This window comes from Actinosynnema sp. NPDC059797, from assembly GCF_042732085.1.
Taxonomy (GTDB): domain Bacteria; phylum Actinomycetota; class Actinomycetes; order Mycobacteriales; family Pseudonocardiaceae; genus Actinosynnema.
This window is the reverse complement of sequence record NZ_JBHWIE010000034.1, coordinates 30642-46596: the sequence shown is the minus strand read 5'-3', so window position 1 is coordinate 46596 and position 15955 is coordinate 30642. Positions and strand designations below refer to the sequence as shown.

Below are 15955 nucleotides of genomic sequence, written 5' to 3'. Positions count from 1 at the left end.
CAGCAGCAGTGCGCCGATCACCAGCAGCGGCACCGGGGACGCGCCCGTGGACGCCAACCCCGCCGTCGCGCCGGCCGCCGCCCGCCGTCCCCGTCACGCCCGACGTCGCCGAGCCACCAGGTAGGCCGCGCCGCCGGCGAGCAGCAGCAGTGCGCCGATCACCAGCAGCGGCACCGGGGACGCGCCCGTGGACGCCAACCCCGCCGTCGCGCCGGCCGCCGCGATGACCACCGGGGTGCTCGTGCTCATCGCGGTGCTCGGAGGCGTGCTCACCGGGCCCGCCTCGGCGGTGCTGATCGTCCGCACCAGGACGTTGTTGCCCGGGTCGGTGTCCCGCTCCGGTTCCATGAAGACCCACTTGGTGGTGGCGCGGACCTCGGCGTCGACCAGTGCGCGATCCACCCGCGCGGTGATCGCGAACGTCACGGACCCACCCGGCTGCACGTCCGCGAGGTGCGACGACGCCAGGGTGACCGTCTGACCGCCGACCGAGCCGCCCTCCTCGACCGACACGGGGGTGAGGCCGTCCGGGAACCGGACCTCCCCGTTCAAGCGGACGGGCACGTTGCCGCCGTTGTGCAGCTCGACCTCCACGGTCGCCTCGCCGCCGACCGCCGGGTGCTCCGGGACCCGCAGCGCCGTGACCGCCGCGTCGTGCTCGGCCCTCTTGAAGCCCGCCCCGAAGGGCCCGGCCTCTCCGCCCGGCGCCACGTCGAACTCCGCCGTGCGCCCGGTCACCGGGTCGAAGGCCGAGTCGCCACCCGGAACCGTGAACCCGCGGTCGAGGCTCGGGCTGTACAGGTTGAGCCGGTAGGTCCCCGCGGGCAAGCCCTCGATCCGGTACCGCCCCTCGTCGTCGGTGTGGCCGGAGTCGGCGAAACCGCCGCCGTAGGCCATGAACGGCGTGTCCGTCAGCGGCGGCTCGGCCGGCTGGCGGACGCCGTCGACGTTCTCGTCGATCCAGGCGAACCCGGTGACCACGCCGCCCCGGAACCCGAAGTCCGCCCCGGCCACGGCCCCCGCCACGACCTCCACGCGCACCGATTTCCTCGTGGTGGCAACGTATTGGTCCGCCTTGGCCGACACCTCGTAGGTCCCCGCCGAAAGGTCGTGGACCCGGTACGACCCACCGCTCAGGCCGCCGGTCACGTCGTGCACCTCACCGGTCGCGACGTTCTCGACTCGCACCGCCGCCAACACCGTTCCCCGCTCGTCGGCGTCGCGCACGCCGTCGCTGTCGAGGTCGAGGAACGTCCACCCCTCGATCGCGCCCGTCCCGCCCGGCTCCGCCTGGGCCGGGACCGCCGACACCACCGCGGCCAGCGACACGGCCGCGGCCACACTCATCCAGCGCATCCGCGCTCCCCCCGTTGTTCTGTTGTCCCCCTTGCCCAGCGAAAGACGCCCACCCCGCACCGAGGTTGCGCCCCACCGGGGATGAGACGGCGATCACGGTGGGACGTCCGCCGTCGGCCCGCCACCACCTCGGGTCACGGAATTCCGGAACACCGGGGTCGAGCGCCCCGTAAGGTCTGGCGAATGGGCTGGGAAGCACTCGGGCAGTGGGGTGGGGACGTCGCTCGCATCGAGCCGCTCACCGGCGGGATCGCCAACGACGTGTGGAGCGTGCGCGTCGACGGGCGCCTCGCCGTCGGCCGCCTCGGCAGCAGGAGCGACGCCGACCTGGCGTGGGAGACCGACCTCCTGCGGCACCTCGACCGCGAAGGCCTGACCGTGCCGGTGCCGATCCCGACCGCGGACGGCCGGCTGTTCGCCGACGGACTGGTGGTGATGACCTACCTGGAGGGCGGACCGCCCGAGACGGAGGCCGACTGGCGTCGCGTGGCCGGCGCGCTCCGCGAGCTGCACCGGGTGACGCGGGGTTGGCCGCAGCGCCCGGGGTGGCGGTCGTCGACCGACCTCCTGCACGCCGAGACCGGGACGAAGATCGATCTCGGCGCGATGCCCGCCGAGGGCGTCGCCCGGTGCCGGGCGGCGTGGGCGAGGCAGGCCGGGCGCCGGACCTGCGTCGTGCACGGCGACCCCAACCCCGGCAACGTCCGCATGACCGCGGACCGGGTCGCGCTGATCGACTGGGACGAGGCGCACGTCGACGTGCCCGACCTCGACCTGGCGCTGCCCCACAACGCCGCGGACCTCGACGACGACCGGTACGACGTCGCCGCGCAGGCGTCGGCCGCGTGGGAGGCGGCGGTCTGCTGGGGCGACGAGTACGCGGTCAAGCGGCTCGCCGAAGTCCGGGCGGTCTGAAGAACGCGCCCGAGGGGTGGACTCGGCGGCCCGTGCCGCCGGTCACGGCAGGTCGCGGTCCGGTCCGCGAGGTTCAGGCGCCGCGCCTCACCTCTTGTCCACCTCCACGCGAAGAGCGGCCGAGCCCTCTTCGAGCCACCCGCAGTAGGTGTCGAAGTCGAGGTGACGTCCGTCCGGGACCGATTCCTGGGCGAGGGTGAGCAGGTGCCTGGCGAGGGACACCAGACCGGCCGGGTTGCCCGAGATCACCACCGTCTTCTCGGGCGAATCCCACACCTCCGCCCGGAGGACGGTGCCTTCCTCCCACCAGGTCCCGACACCGAGCGCGGGATCGTAGGCAGCCACCTCCACCTCGACGGGTACCACCGACCGGGGGTGTTCTTCGGCGGGGTCTGCGGGTGGTTCCATTCCGACTCCCTCGGGTAGGACGATGTGAACGCCGCCGGCGCGGGGTGCCGGCACCGGGCTCACGGCGGCCTGGTCAACGAGCGCCGAACCGCGGCAGTCCGACGCGGAAACCGGGGCGGCGGTCTCCGTCGGCCCGGTGCCTCCCAGTGGTTCCCAGCGCCTCCGCGCAGTCCTGTGCGCTCGGGCGGCGGCGCGCCGTGAGGGAGGTCATCAGCCTCAGCAGGCGCACCACGTCCCTCGGCAGGTCCTCGGGGACGACGGGCGGGCGGTGCAGGCGCGCTTCGGCGGCGTCCACTGCACCGCCCTGGTACTCACGTCGGCCGGTCAGGCACTCCAGCAGCACCAACCCCAGGGCGTAGACGTCGGCGGCCGGGCCGACGTCGTCGCCGCGGACCTGTTCCGGGGCCAGGTAGGCCGCCGTGCCCGGCACGTGGCCGGTGCGGGTGAACCGGGCGCCGTCCCCCGAGCGCGCCAGGCCGAAGTCGGCCAGGTGCGGCGTGCCGGCCTGGTCGAGCAGGACGTTCGAGGGCTTGACGTCCCGGTGCACCACGTCCTGGTCGTGCACGTGCGCCAACGCCTCGGCCACCCCGGCGCCCAGGCGGCGGACCTCGGCCACCGGCAGGGCGCCCTGCCCCAGCCGGGCTCGCAACGTGGTCCCCTCGACCAGCCGCAGCACCATGAACGGCCTGCCGCCGTGGAGCCCCGCGTCGTAGAGGGACACCACGCCGGGGTGCGACAAGCGGGCCAACGTCCGGGCCTCGAGGTGGAACCGGCGAACGGCGTCGTCGTCGGCGCACGGCCGGAACACCTTGACCGCCACCGGGCGGCGCAGGTCGACGTCCCAGGCGCGGTGCACCTCGGCCATGCCCCCGACCCCCAAGGACCCGGTCAACCGGTACCTACCGGCCACGAGACCGTCGCCGACAGGTAACACCCCGCACCCCTCTTCCGCAGACCCGGAACCCCCGGTACCCCATTTTGGCAGCCGCGAACCGGGCAGCCGATCGCGAGGCACGACCGGTTCCCCCCTGCCGTCCTTCCGCGGGCGCCTCAGCGGTGGAAGCGCGTCGTCTCCAGCAGGGGCTCGCGGCCGACGTCGACGGCGTTGACCGGGGCGTCGGGGTCGGCGTAGCCGAACGAGATGCCCAGCAACAACTTCCCGCCGGAGATGCCGAGCACCTCGCGGATCGTCCCGCTGTAGAAGCTGAGCAACCCCTGGGGGCAGCTGGCCACCCCGTGGGCGGCCATGGCCAGCAGCAGTGTCTGCGCGTACATGCCGACGTCCGCGGTCAGCCTCGGGTCGCCCGACTCCGGCGCGTACAGCAGGGCGACGTGGGGGGCGTCGTAGAACCCGAGGCTCTTCAGGTCGTAGGCGGTGCGCAGGTCCTCGTCACCGCGGCCGATGCCGAGGGCGTCGTAGAGCGCCGCGCCGAAGGCGGCCCGCCGGCGCTGGTGCACCGGTGAGTAGATGCTCTCGTCGTAGGCGAAGTCCGGCGTCCGCCGGCCGGCCCGGTGAGCGGCCACGAGCGCCTCGGCGAGCGCGTCCCGCGCGGCGCCGCTGACCACCTCGACCTGCCAGGGCTGCGCGTTGGAGTTCGACGGCGCCGAGCCGGCCAGGCCGAAGACGGCCTCGATCGTCTCCTCCGGGACGGGGTCGGGCAGGAACGCCCTGGTCGCGCGCCGGCCGCGGATGAGCTGCCCCACGGCGTCGGCGAGCCCGGTCGTCATCGGTGTCACACCGCCTCCTCTGGTACACGTTTGCGTTTACTTGGGCGACCGTAGCGCACCACTACCCGCTAAGTAAACGCTGACGTATACTTGGTGCATGAGCGCAGAACCCGCGCGCCGGGCCGGGCGCGGTGGTCGGGAACGCGTGCTGACCGCCGCGAGCAGCCTGTTCGCCCGACGTGGCATCACCGCGACCACGATGGAGGACGTCGCCGCCGAGGCCCCGGTCTCCAAGCGGACCCTCTACGCCCACTTCCCCACCAAGGAGGACCTGGTCCTCGCGCAGCTGGAGCACGTCCTGAGGTCCGGCTACACCCTGCTGGAGACCCTGGCGCGCACCGACCTGCCGCCCCGGGACCGGATCCTCGCGATGTTCACCGCGCGGCCGTGGCCGGACGGGAACGTCCGCGGCTGCCCGTTCCTCAACGCCGCGGCCGAGCACCCGGACCCCGCCGGCCGGGTGCACGCCTTCGCCCGCGAGCAGAAGCTCCTCATGCTCACCCTGGTGACCGGTCTCGTGGACGAACTCGGCATCGACGACCCGCGACCGCTCGCCGAGCAACTCGTCACCCTCGCCGACGGCGCCGCGAGCCGCGCCATGGTCCTCAACGACCCCGACTACGGCCGTCACGCCCGTGCGGCCGCCGAGGTGCTCCTCGACCACGCGCCACGTCGCCCCCGCGACGCGTAGGCGTGCACCGCCGGCGGAGCCGACTTCGTCCGGAGCCGTCCCGGACCGCGCGGCGTTGTCGTACCCCGCCTATATGGTTCGGGCATGAGCCGGCCGATCCCGTTCACCGACCTCAACTTCAAGCTCGCCGTCGTCCAGGAGCTGATGTACGAGCAGGACCTCCTGCCGAGGTTCGACCTGCGCGAGCACGCCGCCGAGCAGGGCTTCACCTACGACGAGGGCAGCTTCGAGGCGGTGCCCGAGGCCCTGGCCCACTTCGAGGCGCTCGAGGTCCCCGCCGAGCTCGCGGAGAAGATCACCGAGATCCGGATGGACGGTGGCAACGAGATCTACCTCCAGATCGCGCCGAACTGGGACGGCGAGGACGACCTGTTCGACGTCGGCGAGTTCGCCGACCTGCGGCACTTCCCCAACCTGAAGTCGATGACGCTGTTCTACACGGGCGACGAAGAGGCGCTGGAGGTGCTGCGTGCCCGCGGGATCGAGGCCGACTGGCTCTGAGGACGGCGGATCGGGACCCGCCGACCGCGATCGCGGACCGCGGCCGGAGCGCTAGTCGACGGCCATGGGGGAGCCCGGCTGGTCCTGCGCGGCCCGCTGCCTCTGCTCCTTCAACCAGCCGTGCGCCGCGCGCAACTGGTTGCGCACCTGGTTGTGCAGGCTGGTGAACTCCGACTCGGTGATGGTGCCGCGGTTCGCGTCCATGATCTGCCGGTGCACGTACTTCACCGAGGGCCTGGTGTCCACGGGACCGGCGCTCGGGTCCTTGTCCACGAGGTCGATGGCGAAGCTGATCCAGTCGGCCTTCTGGTAGGGGCCGCCGGGGACGATCGGCGACTCCGCCTCGGCCCTCTCGACGATCGCCTCGACCCGCAGCCGGATCGCGTACCCGAGGCCCTCCATGCGCGGCCGGAAGTCGCGCAGTGCCGACTCCATGGCCAACTGCTCGGTGTTGACCGCGTTGGTGCCGATCACGAGGTTGTGGAAGGCGGTGGGGCCGCCGTCGTTGTCGCCGATCAGGTGGCACCACTCGTGCGAGGCGAGGCGTTCGTCGGTGCGGGGGCGACCGGACTGCGGCATGAGGTGGTGCGCCTGGAAGTTGCCCATCGCCGGGGCGGGGTTGCGACCGGCGTCCTGCCGGCCCGCCACCGGCGGTTCGCTCACCCCCACCTGGGCGCGCGTCTTCCCGGCCGGCCGGGCCTGCTTCGCCAGGTCGTCGAAGTCGGCCGGGAGCAGGAAGCGGCGGTCGTCCTTGCGCGTGCCGTCCCGGTGGGTGAAGCTCGGGTCGGTGATGTTGCGCGTGTAGAACAGGAACGGCTCGTACTCGTGGCTGGGCAGCTGGACGAGCGAACCGCGGTCCGCCTCCGTCACGCGGTTCTCCTCCTCCAGCCCCCGTCCTTCGATCAGCACCCGCAGGGACTCGTCGGGATCACCGGGCAGGTGCTTCAGGAAGTCCGGGTTGACGTCCCAGTAGTCCCCGAACCGGTAGGGCCGTCCCATCGACCGCCCCCGCGATCCCTTGGGCACCCGGACGAACTCGAACGGCCCGTTCAGGTCGATCATGATGGGTGAGCGCTGCCGCTGCCGGTCGTTGATCACCTGGACCCGGTAGGTGAAGAACGAGGTCTGGTACTCGACCACCCAGTCCTCCACCAGGCGGTGGCCCGAGCGGGTCGTCATCCTCGGCGGCAGGACGAAGTTGCGCTCGACGCGCACCGCGTCCACGCCGTGCCCCGCGCGCCGGGCGACGTAGGCGGCGGACCGCGACGGACCGACGGGGTTCCCGTCCTCGTCGAACGCCTCGTCCGGCACCCACATCGCGACCAGGTCGTCCAGCTGGTTCCGCTGGGCCTCCTGCTGCGCCTCGGTCCCGTGGACCACGCGCTGCACCGCCGCTCCCGGCCGCACCGCGTGCCCGGCCTGCTCCGCCGGTGGCCGCCCCTGGTGCGTGGTCGGGCTGCTCGCCAGGACGCGGGTGGCGTTCGCCTCGGCTTCGCGCTCGAAGCGGTCGCCGGGGTCGGAGACGCGCACCCCGTCCCCCCGGTCGGTGCCCGCCACCGGGCCCGAGCGCTGCTGGACCACGTGCGTCAGCTCGTGGGCCAGCGTGTGCCGGTCGGCCCCGCCGTCACCGATGACCACGTGGTTGCCGGAGGTGTAGGCACGCGCGCCCACTTCCGCCGCCGAGGCCCGCGCGGCCGGGTCCGTGTGCAGGCGCACGTCCGAGAAGTCCGCGCCGAACCGGGCCTCCATGTCGGCGCGGGTGCCGTCGTCGAGGGGTCGTCCCGGTGATCGCAGGACCCCGGGCAGGGCCGAGCGCTGCACGGGCCGGTCGTGCCCGCAGTCGTCCCCGCAGGAGTGGGGCTGCCGCCGCTCCTCGACCAGGTGGGCCACTGCGGCGTTGCCGACGGTGCGTTGCAGGTGCAGGAGCGCCTGCGGCGTCAGGACCCCCTCCTGCCACCCCGGCGCCGCCGGATCGACCGCCGGCGCGGGTGCCGGTCGCGACCGGGTCGGGTCGGCCTGTTCCTGGTGCTGCTCGCGCATGAGCCCTCCACTCCCCCGACGCCGGACCGGCCTGGTCCGACGCTGCCGGCCGGGTCGGCGCCGGCGGAAGGGCCGCGAGGGCACGACCGCTGCCCCGTCCCTGCCCCGGAGGGCACCCCGCCCGCCACCGACAGGTCGCGCCGCCCCGTGCCCCTCCCCCGAATACCCTGGGCACCGGCTGCCGCCCGCGCCGGGAGCCGAGGCCGACCTGGTGGAGGAAGCGTTCGTGCGCATCGGTGTGTTCTACGACGGGACGTGGTTCGCGTACCTCAGCGACTTCTACGCGACCGTCCACCCCAGAGCGGCCCGCATCTCGCTGGAGGGCTTCCACGACGCGCTGCGCTGGCACGTCCACACCGAGGCCGGCCGCCCCTTCGAGGAATGCGTCGTCGCGGAGGCGCACTACGTGCGCGGCCGCATCGACACCCCGGCGACCTCCTTCGACGCGGCCCTGACCGCCGCCGGCATCACCCGCCACGACCTCCCGCTCCTGGGCGGCAAGGAGAAGGGCGTCGACGTCCACTTCGCGCTGGAGGCCTGGGACCGGGCCACCACCTCACCGCTGCACTGGGTCGTCCTGGTCACCGGCGACGCCGACTTCACCCCGCTGGCCACCAGGTTGACCGCGCGCGGGATCCGCGTGGTCGTGCCGGTGGTGGAGACCCGGATGCCGTGGTTCCCGTCCTCGGCGCAGCCGGAGTGGACACCGCGCACCGCCGCGCCCCTGCGCGCGGCGGCGACCACCACCCCCGCCTTCGACGACCTGTTCGCCCCCGCCGACCGCCCCGACTCGCCCCTGCGCTCCCCGTTCGTGCCCTCGCGGCAAGCCGTCGCCGCCCCCGCCGGCGCCCCGCGCGGCCGCCGTCGCGGCACCGTGACCGGCTGGCAGCCGGGCCACCCCCACGGCTTCATCACCGATACCCGGGGCGACTCCTGGTTCGCCTCCCGCGACGACCTGCCCGACGACCGCACCGCGCTGCCCACCGGCACCCCGGTGTCGTTCACCGGCTCCCCCACCCCGCCACCGGGGCACAAGTACCCGCGGGCCTACTCGATCCGACCAGAATGACCGGGATCCGGGCGCTCAGCCCCCGGCCGGCCCGCTGGTGGCGGACACGAAGATCCGGGCGAGCCTCCCCGTCCCCCACTGCAGGCCGAGCCGGTGCCCGGCCAGGTCGTAGTTGACGGTGACCTCGCCGGAGGCGCGGTCCTCCCAGCTGTTGTGCGCGAGGGCGCCCCGCGCCCGCAGGTAGGCGTCGACCGGTCCGCGTTGCCCGTCCAGGTCGAGCCCGGAGATCACGCGGTCGGCGATCGGGCAGAGCGCGACGTCGACGGTCACCTTCTTCACCAGCCCGTCGAGCAACGCGATGTCGACGCCGTCGGGGCTCCAGCCCACGGGTTCCACCGCGCTCTGCCGGACGGTCGCCCCGGGGAACAGCCCGCGCAGCTCCGCGTAAGGCGCAGAGCCCTCGGACGCGCCCAGAGCGGCGCACATCGTCGTGATGACGCCGGTCAACGACGTCCCCGGGACGGGGGGCAGGTCGGTCGGGAGTTCCCCGGTCTTGCGAGGCGCCGGTCGCGGGTCCCGACCGCCGAAGTCGGCCACCCGGTCCCAGACCCAGTCGGCCATCGACCCGGCGACGGGCTCGTCGGGGTGCCCGGGTCGACGCTTGACCAGCGCCCCGAGCGCGACGACGACCAGGTGCGCCCCGGCGTCGTCGGTCATCACCGGTTCCCAGACCTCGTTCTCGGGCCAGTCCGGGTGCGCGGCCGGGTCGGCCTCGATCCGGGCGCCCATGGCGATGATCTCGGCCGCCGACATCAGGCGGAACGGCTCGGCCAACCCCCAGGCGGCGCCGGAGCCGGGCCGCTGGCCGTCGTGCCAGGCCACCAGGTCCTCCGCGGCCACCGAGCCGACCTCGTCGCCCCCCGGCACGTCGGAGACCCGGACCCCGGGCCGCAACGTGGCGCGCAGGTCGGCGGGCATCACGTCGTCCAACGCCGCCAGCGCGGAAGCCAGGTCCGTGCCGAGCACCCGGTCGCGCAGTTGCCGCCACCCCAGCTCGATCACCCCGGAGCGGCGGATGTCCTCCAGCGTGATGTCCTTGGCCTGGGCGTTCTCGACGATCCGGAGCATCGTCCGAGCCGTCTCCACCAGGCCCTGCAGCATCTCCTCCGTCGGGTCCTCGCGCAGCAGCCGCAGCCCGAGCCGCTCGGCGTCGGCGAACCGGTACTGCACCAGGTAGGACCAGCCGAGCATCAGGGCGACCCAGGAGTTCGCCGCGTCGGCCCGGATGGCCTCCTCGGCCGTGGGCACGAACCGGTCGGGTGGCGCGAAGCTCCCCAGCAGGTAGGCCGCGCGCTTCCCGAGCGCGGTGGGGAGGTCGTCCGGCGCCGTCCGGGAGCACAGCGCCACCGCCTCGTCGAGTCGGCGCCACCCGTCCTCGTGCTGCCCGCAGAGCGACTGGGCGAAGCCCAGCTCCATCCAGTCGCCCCACTCCTCGTGCTCCTCGCGCAGCACCGCGCGCGCCCAGCGCAGCGCCTCGGGGTGGTCGTGCTCGACCAGCGCCAGGTGCCGGAGGGCACGGGCGGCGTTGACGAACTGCCGGTCGTGGCGACCGGCCACCCGCAGGTAGAGGCGCCGCGCCTCGTCGACCCGGCCACAGACCTCGTGGTGGTTGCCGAGCAACAGCGACACGCTGCTCCGCTCCGGCTGGACCGCGAGCACCCGCGACGCCAGCTCGGCGACCTTCGGGTGCCGCGGCTGTGCCGCGAAGAGCTCCCAGGCCAGGTCCAGGCTCCGCTCCACGGCGTCGTCGGTGACCGCGCGGTCGAAGTCCGTCATCGCATGCCCCGCTTGACCCGGTACGCCCGGAGCTGGTCGAAGGTGCCGTCGTCGACGCCGTACTCCAGCACCGGCGCCACCTGGTCGAACCAGGACGTCGTGGACGGGGTGGTGCCGCCGACCGCGGCCAGCAGCGCGTCGGTGGTGACCGGCACCAGCTCGCCCCTGCTCATCGACTCGACCATGGCCTGCTGCAGCACGGTGGTCGTCAGGTGGGCCAGGTCGGCGCCGGAGAACCCCTCCGTGGCCGCCGCGACCGCGACGACGTCCACGCCGTCGGCGGGCTTGCCCGCCAGCGCGCCCTGGACGATCGCCGCCCTGGCGACCGCGTCCGGTGGCAGCACCAGCACCGTCTTGTCGATCCGGCCCGGTCGGCGCAGCGCGGGGTCGATGTCCCACGGCCGGTTCGTGGCGGCCAGGAAGTAGACCCCGTCGTTCGCGCCGGCCACGCCGTCGAGCTCCTCCAGCAGCTGGGTGACGAGCATCCGCATCGCCTGCGACCCGCCGCCGCCCGAGGTGCGCCGGCCGCCGAGCGCGTCGAACTCGTCGAAGAAGATCACGCAGGGCGCCGCCGCGCGCGCGTCGCGGAACACGCGCTGGATCGCCTTCTCGCTCTCCCCGACCCACTTGCCGAGCAGGTCCGCGAGGGTCACGTGGAGGAAGGACGCCCCGAGGTCGCCGGCGATCGCCCTGGCGATGAACGTCTTGCCGCACCCGGGCGGGCCGTACATCAGCAGCGAACCGCCCGGCTTCTGCCCGAACGCCGCCGCCAGCTCGGGGTTGCGCAGCGGGGCCAGGAACGCGGTGTCCAGGTGCCGCTTGACCTCGGCGAGCCCCGCGACGTCGGCCAGCGTCACCGACGGGCGTTCGGCGTCCCACAGCGACGCCGACGCGGCGGCGCCACCGTCCCGGCGGTCCTCGTGGGTCGGGGCCGGGACCGGTTTCGGCCCGCCTCCCCCGGACCACGCCGCCGGGGGCGGGTTCGAGGCCCGCAACCGCGCCGCCATCAACCGGGCGCGCAGCAGGCGGACCCGCGCCGGGTCGCCGCCGAGCGCCTCGAACGCCGCCAGCTCGGCGCCGGCGCGGTCCGGGTCCTGCTCCAGCAGCAGCGTGACGAAGTCCTCGCGCAACGCCAGGTTGCCGGGGTCGGCCTCCACCTCGTTCGCGATCACCTCGACGAAGCCGTCGCCCGGGTCGGCACCGCTCACCGCCCGGCCCCCTCGACCCACCCCTTGAGCAGGCCCAGGTTCGCCAGCGGGATGTAGTGACCGAGCCGCGGGTGGTCCAACGTCACCCCGAAGACGCCGGCCCTGCCGAACGAGGCCACGTAGTCGATCGCGGCCGGCATCGGCACGCCGAACAACGACGCCGAGCCGCTGGCCGGGTCGGCCAGCCCGAGGGCGCGGCCGGCTTCACCCGCCCGCGCGGCGCTGCTGTAGAGGCAGATCATCGGCCCCTGCTCGGCGGCCACGGCATAGGGGCGGGGCTGGTCGGCCGAGCCCCGCGCGATGAAGAACCAGTTCTCCAACGCGGTCACCTGGCGCCACAGCGCGATCTGCGCCGTCGTGTCCCCCGCGGGCGCCGCCCTGACCGCCGCCTCGAGGCGATCCAGCTCGGCGACCACTTCGGGGTTGTTGTCCCTGCTCATTCGGTTCTCTCTCGTCTGCCGGATGTACACGGTGGCGGAGAACCGGGTGATGCCCTGCCCGCCTGGGCCGTTGGCCGGGTCGAGGTCGCCCGCGGCCGACCTCGAGACCGACAAGCTATACGAGCGACGACGGGGCCACGTCGGTCGTTCGCACCACACCCGCCGGTTCACGCCACGCCGTCCCGGCACGCCCAGGTCTCCAGCCCGCAAGGCGCTGACCAGCGACGTTCGTCAGGCGGCGAAGCACCCTGAACGCTTTCGACCCGAGTTGGCAAAAACGGGTGCAAGCGTGGAGGACACCCGGTGGATGAGATGGACCTGATGAAGGAGCCGCGTGACGTGCCGCCCCCGAGGCCCGAGGCCCGCGACCGCGCTCGCACGGCGCCGATGGCGGGACCCGCGGTCGTGCGGCCGGAGCGCCGGTCCTCCTGGTCGGGGGTCGGCGCCGCCCTGGGCGCGGCAGCCGTCGCGGCGGCCGTGGTGATGGGCGCGACGGGCGGCACCGCCCCCGCCGGCCCGGCCGAAGCGGCCCCTCGGGTGGTGGTCGAGTCACCTCTGGTGGAGCTGGCCTCCCACGTCAAGGCGGCCTGCGCGCAGCCCGGTGACGCTTCGCTGGTCATCACCGCGAAGACCGCGCCGGACAACTCGCCATACACCGTCTACACCGTCTACACCGACAGGGGCCAGGTCTTCCACGGCGACTCGGTGGCGGGCCTGGCGACCACGGTGGGCAGGGGCGACGACTCGGCCCAACCGTTCGACGCGAAGGTGATGGCGGCGGCCCGCCTCGCCGCGAGCGGCGACGTGGAGGAGGCCAGGATCGCGATGGTCAACGCCTCGCCCAACGGCTGGGGACTCGGCCTGAGCCCCGCCGAGGCGGACGAGGCGTGGGCGCGGTACCAGGCGGAGACGGCCGAGGAGCTCCGCAGGATCGGCAAGCAGGTGCCCGACCCGGGGCCGCGCCCGACGGGCGAGGAGCTGGAGACCGGCATCGACAACAGGCTGTGGCACAACACCACGTACGCGCTGTTCATCGGCGCCGCCAACGTCGACGTCCGGGCGGGCGTGCTGAAGCTGCTGGCGACCGTCCCGGACGTGACCATCGGCGAGGGCGAGGCCGAGGTCGACGGCCGGCCCGCGCTGACCCTCACCGCCGGCCCCGCCCTGCACGGCGGCAGCGGTTCGCACCTGATCACCATCAACGCCGAGGACGGCCTGCCGATCCGCACCGAGGTCGTCCCGGCCGAGGGCTCGGCGGAACCGTCCGAGCGCTCGGTGGTGACCTACGAGTCGTCCCGCGTGCGCCTCGCCGACGTGGTGGCGGGCAGGATCTGACCCCCTCGCCGGCGTCGTCCGGCTCAGCCGGCCCGGTAGCGCGTGGCGAGCCGCGGGGACTGCCCCGCGAAGGCGGCGAGGTCGGCCCGGAAGACCGCTTCCAGCAGACCGGCGTCCTCGACACCCGGGGCGCAGACGGCCTCCCCCAGCTCCAGGCCGCGCAGGCTCGCGGTCACGACGTCCTCCGCCGACATGCGCGGCAGCGCGCCCAGGTCCATGCCTTGGCGCTCGTGGAACTCCGTGGCGGCCACCCCGGGGCACACGACCTGCACCGTGACGCCGCTGCCCTCCAGCTCCGCGTTCAGGATCTGCGACAGGGCGACGAGGTAGGCCAGGCTGCCGCCGTAGACCGCGCGACGCGGCATCAGCGAGTGCGGGGCGGGCCCGCTGAACGCGATCATGCCGGCCACGTTGACGACCGTGCCTCCGCCGCGCTCCCGCATGCCGGTCACGGCCGCGCGGGCGAGCAGCGTGGGCGCGAGGACCTTGACGCCGACGAGTTCGCCGGCCTTCTCGGCGGGCAGCTCGGCGAACGGCATGTAGTGCGCGACACCGGCGTTGTTCACCAGCAGCGCCAACGGTTCCGCCGCGCAGATCCCGGCCACCGCGTCGATCCCGTCGCGAGTGGACAGATCGGCGACGACCGCGCGCACCTCCACCTCCGGGTGCGAGCGGGCGAACTCCTCCAGGCGCTCCTCGCGCCTGCCCACGAGCACGAGGTCGTAGCCGTCGGCCGCGAGCCGGTCGGCGAAGGCCCTGCCGATCCCGGAGGTGGCGCCGGTGACGAGTGCGAGCTTGCCCACCTTGTCTTCCTTCCTCGGAGGTTCCCCGGGGCGAGCCGGCGGAACGGTCTGGCAGACCACGCGCCGAGGCTGCCGGGTCGTCCCGCGACCAGCCAGGTCCTTGAGCTTCCTGGGAACGCGGGTACCAGGCTGTGCCGGGACGGCGAGGCCATACTCGACGCGTGGGGACGAAGGAATTCGGGCACGCGGTGCGCCGGTGGCGCGAGCGGGTGCCGCCAGAGGCCGCCGGGCTGCCCCGCAGCGGTCAGCGCCGCGTCGCGGGGCTCCGCCGCGAGGAGCTCGCCCAGCTGGCGGGCATCTCGGTCGACTACGTCATCCGCCTCGAACAGGGGCGCGCGACCAATCCGTCGGCGCAGGTCGTCGAGGCCCTCGCCAGGGCGCTGCGGTTGTCGGCGACCGAGCGCGGGCAGCTCTTCCGGCTGGGCGGGCTCCAACCGCCGGGCCCGGAGCACGTGCCCGCGCACCTCACGGCGACGGTGCAGCGCCTCCTGGACCGGCTGGCCGGCACACCGGTCGCGGTCTTCGACGCGAGCTGGACGCTGCTCCTGGCCAACCCGCCTTACGCCGCGCTCATGGGCGATCCGACCGGGTGGCACGGCCACGAGCGCAACGCGGTGTGGCGCAACTTCTCCGGCCTGAACGACCGGGTCCGGCATACCCCGGAGTCGCGGCGCGCCCTGGAGACCGCGCTGGTCGCCGACCTGCGCGCCACCACCGCCCGCTACCCCGCCGACCAGCGCCTCCGGCGGCTGGTGGCGGACCTGCTCACGCACAGCGAGCGGTTCGCCGAGCTGTGGCGGGCGGCCACCGGGGGACGGCACGAGGCGGCCCGCAAGACCGTCGACCACCCCCGGGTCGGCCCGCTCACCCTCGACTGCGACGTGCTAACGGTGGCGGGCAGCGACCTGCGCATCATGGTCTACACGGCCGAACCGGGCAGCGAGGACGCCGACCGCCTCGCGCTGGTCACCGTCCTCGGCACCCAGTCACCCGTCGGCTAGCTCGGGACCGGGCCGGGGATCACGACGAACCGTCGCGCCGCCGCGATCCAGCGGGTGGCTGTTCCGGCGTGCCCGGATTCGTCCCGGCACGGGTTCAGCCGCAGTGGCGGTTGGCCCACTTCGCGTGCTCGATCCACCCACCGGTGTTGGCCCGTGCGCCGAAGCTGATGCAGGAGTTCGGCGCGTAGATGCGCACCGGGCCCGCGTAGTAGGCGTAGGACTGGCTGCAATCGGCCTGGCGCGTGGAGGTGTCGGTGAAGCCGGAGCACAGGTTGGTGCTGCCCGTGTTCGGGATGTCGGCCGCCGACTTCGACACCGCGACCGCCATGCCCGCGGCATACCCCCAGGAGGCCCCGCGGGTGCGGTTGACCAGGCAGTTGGTGGTGCCGTTCTCCAGGTACACGTCGACCTGGGCGAACCCGTCGTCGCCGTAGACGTACTGGGCCATCAGCGTTCCGCCGCAGCCCTGCGCCGCGGATGCGGGCGCGGCACCTGCCACCAGACCCGCGCCCGTCAACACCACCGCCGCCACCGCCGCGATGAACGAGCGGACTCGCACGGTCCGGCTTCCCCCGCCGATCACCGGCATCTTCATCACGACCTCCCCGACTGTTGCCCGTCCTCGGATGGTGCTCCTCGCCCCCGAACGGCACTGCCGTTCCACGCACGTTCACACGAACGAGT

The 15955-nt window shown here is 73.8% G+C and carries 16 protein-coding genes; 6 read left to right on the top strand and 10 right to left on the bottom strand.

All coding sequences use genetic code 11. From position 1 onward, the window contains the following. Window positions 1–93: 93 nt before the first annotated feature. Window positions 94–1356, bottom strand: a complete 1263-nt coding sequence (locus ACFV4N_RS12480) for an LAVTG motif-containing sortase-dependent surface protein (protein WP_499672600.1) — start codon at window positions 1354–1356, stop codon at window positions 94–96. Window positions 1357–1539: 183 nt separating this feature from the next. Between ACFV4N_RS12480 and ACFV4N_RS12475 the strand changes: the two genes are divergently transcribed. Continuing rightward, window positions 1540–2271, top strand: a complete 732-nt coding sequence (locus tag ACFV4N_RS12475; RefSeq protein ID WP_499672599.1) for a phosphotransferase — start codon at window positions 1540–1542, stop codon at window positions 2269–2271. An 87-nt stretch (window positions 2272–2358) separates the two neighbouring features. On the opposite strand, the gene ACFV4N_RS12470 is transcribed toward ACFV4N_RS12475, so the two are convergent. The 3 genes from ACFV4N_RS12470 to ACFV4N_RS12460 all read right to left on the bottom strand — a co-directional run bounded on the left by ACFV4N_RS12470 (window position 2359) and on the right by ACFV4N_RS12460 (window position 4407). Next, window positions 2359–2616 (bottom strand): Imm32 family immunity protein, encoded by a 258-nt coding sequence (locus ACFV4N_RS12470; protein WP_499672598.1) that lies wholly within the window; start codon window positions 2614–2616, stop codon window positions 2359–2361. A gap of 136 nt (window positions 2617–2752) precedes the next feature. Continuing rightward, complete coding sequence (locus ACFV4N_RS12465; protein ID WP_499672597.1) at window positions 2753–3589, bottom strand: serine/threonine-protein kinase; 837 nt, start codon at window positions 3587–3589, stop codon at window positions 2753–2755. Between the two features lie 140 nt (window positions 3590–3729). Further along, window positions 3730–4407, bottom strand: coding sequence for a nitroreductase (locus ACFV4N_RS12460; protein WP_499672603.1), 678 nt, complete (start codon window positions 4405–4407; stop codon window positions 3730–3732). A gap of 97 nt (window positions 4408–4504) precedes the next feature. Here ACFV4N_RS12460 and ACFV4N_RS12455 point away from each other — a divergent pair, with 97 nt between their 5' ends. Together ACFV4N_RS12455 and ACFV4N_RS12450 are read left to right on the top strand one after the other, a co-directional pair. Continuing rightward, window positions 4505–5098 (top strand): TetR/AcrR family transcriptional regulator, encoded by a 594-nt coding sequence (locus ACFV4N_RS12455; protein ID WP_499672596.1) that lies wholly within the window; start codon window positions 4505–4507, stop codon window positions 5096–5098. 84 nt (window positions 5099–5182) lie between these two features. Further along, a complete protein-coding gene (locus ACFV4N_RS12450; protein ID WP_499672595.1) occupies window positions 5183–5599 on the top strand; it encodes a DUF6892 domain-containing protein in 417 nt (138 codons plus the stop codon). A gap of 51 nt (window positions 5600–5650) precedes the next feature. Here the strand turns inward: ACFV4N_RS12450 and ACFV4N_RS12445 are convergent, their stop codons facing one another. Further along, window positions 5651–7639, bottom strand: coding sequence for an eCIS core domain-containing protein (locus ACFV4N_RS12445; RefSeq protein WP_499672594.1), 1989 nt, complete (start codon window positions 7637–7639; stop codon window positions 5651–5653). A gap of 226 nt (window positions 7640–7865) precedes the next feature. On the opposite strand from ACFV4N_RS12445, the gene ACFV4N_RS12440 reads away from it, so the two are divergent. After that, window positions 7866–8708: an NYN domain-containing protein gene (locus ACFV4N_RS12440; protein ID WP_499672593.1), complete on the top strand. Its 843-nt coding sequence runs from the start codon at window positions 7866–7868 to the stop codon at window positions 8706–8708. Between the two features lie 15 nt (window positions 8709–8723). Here ACFV4N_RS12440 and ACFV4N_RS12435 read toward each other — a convergent pair whose 3' ends face one another. From ACFV4N_RS12435 to ACFV4N_RS12425, 3 genes are read right to left on the bottom strand one after another with little or no spacing between them, the layout of a single operon-like run. Then, window positions 8724–10484, bottom strand: coding sequence for a tetratricopeptide repeat protein (locus ACFV4N_RS12435; protein ID WP_499672592.1), 1761 nt, complete (start codon window positions 10482–10484; stop codon window positions 8724–8726). After that, window positions 10481–11692 (bottom strand): ATP-binding protein, encoded by a 1212-nt coding sequence (locus ACFV4N_RS12430; protein ID WP_499672591.1) that lies wholly within the window; start codon window positions 11690–11692, stop codon window positions 10481–10483. Before ACFV4N_RS12430 ends, ACFV4N_RS12435 begins: the two co-directional genes overlap by 4 nt. Next, window positions 11689–12132 carry a hypothetical protein gene (locus tag ACFV4N_RS12425; RefSeq protein WP_499672590.1) on the bottom strand — a complete coding sequence of 148 codons (444 nt, stop codon included), beginning with the start codon at window positions 12130–12132 and terminating at the stop codon, window positions 11689–11691. Before ACFV4N_RS12425 ends, ACFV4N_RS12430 begins: the two co-directional genes overlap by 4 nt. Before the next feature lie 312 nt (window positions 12133–12444). Here ACFV4N_RS12425 and ACFV4N_RS12420 point away from each other — a divergent pair, with 312 nt between their 5' ends. Then, window positions 12445–13467, top strand: a complete 1023-nt coding sequence (locus ACFV4N_RS12420; protein ID WP_499672602.1) for a hypothetical protein — start codon at window positions 12445–12447, stop codon at window positions 13465–13467. Window positions 13468–13490: 23 nt separating this feature from the next. Here ACFV4N_RS12420 and ACFV4N_RS12415 read toward each other — a convergent pair whose 3' ends face one another. Beyond that, window positions 13491–14270: an SDR family NAD(P)-dependent oxidoreductase gene (locus tag ACFV4N_RS12415; protein WP_499672589.1), complete on the bottom strand. Its 780-nt coding sequence runs from the start codon at window positions 14268–14270 to the stop codon at window positions 13491–13493. 161 nt (window positions 14271–14431) lie between these two features. Here ACFV4N_RS12415 and ACFV4N_RS12410 point away from each other — a divergent pair, with 161 nt between their 5' ends. Then, complete coding sequence (locus tag ACFV4N_RS12410) at window positions 14432–15271, top strand: helix-turn-helix domain-containing protein (protein ID WP_499672588.1); 840 nt, start codon at window positions 14432–14434, stop codon at window positions 15269–15271. A 94-nt stretch (window positions 15272–15365) separates the two neighbouring features. Here the strand turns inward: ACFV4N_RS12410 and ACFV4N_RS12405 are convergent, their stop codons facing one another. Further along, window positions 15366–15866, bottom strand: a complete 501-nt coding sequence (locus ACFV4N_RS12405; RefSeq protein WP_499672587.1) for a hypothetical protein — start codon at window positions 15864–15866, stop codon at window positions 15366–15368. Window positions 15867–15955: the final 89 nt, after the last annotated feature.

Excerpts from the sequence above, each read along its gene's own strand:
- ACFV4N_RS12480 (WP_499672600.1), bottom strand. The coding sequence starts at position 1,356 with ATGCGCTGGATGAGTGTGGCCGCGGCCGTGTCGCTGGCCGCGGTGGTG.
- ACFV4N_RS12475 (WP_499672599.1), top strand. The coding sequence starts at position 1,540 with ATGGGCTGGGAAGCACTCGGGCAGTGGGGTGGGGACGTCGCTCGCATC.
- ACFV4N_RS12460 (WP_499672603.1), bottom strand. The coding sequence starts at position 4,407 with ATGACGACCGGGCTCGCCGACGCCGTGGGGCAGCTCATCCGCGGCCGG.
- ACFV4N_RS12455 (WP_499672596.1), top strand. The coding sequence starts at position 4,505 with ATGAGCGCAGAACCCGCGCGCCGGGCCGGGCGCGGTGGTCGGGAACGC.
- ACFV4N_RS12450 (WP_499672595.1), top strand. The coding sequence starts at position 5,183 with ATGAGCCGGCCGATCCCGTTCACCGACCTCAACTTCAAGCTCGCCGTC.
- ACFV4N_RS12445 (WP_499672594.1), bottom strand. The coding sequence starts at position 7,639 with ATGCGCGAGCAGCACCAGGAACAGGCCGACCCGACCCGGTCGCGACCG.
- ACFV4N_RS12435 (WP_499672592.1), bottom strand. The coding sequence starts at position 10,484 with ATGACGGACTTCGACCGCGCGGTCACCGACGACGCCGTGGAGCGGAGC.
- ACFV4N_RS12425 (WP_499672590.1), bottom strand. The coding sequence starts at position 12,132 with ATGAGCAGGGACAACAACCCCGAAGTGGTCGCCGAGCTGGATCGCCTC.
- ACFV4N_RS12420 (WP_499672602.1), top strand. The coding sequence starts at position 12,445 with ATGGACCTGATGAAGGAGCCGCGTGACGTGCCGCCCCCGAGGCCCGAG.
- ACFV4N_RS12405 (WP_499672587.1), bottom strand. The coding sequence starts at position 15,866 with ATGAAGATGCCGGTGATCGGCGGGGGAAGCCGGACCGTGCGAGTCCGC.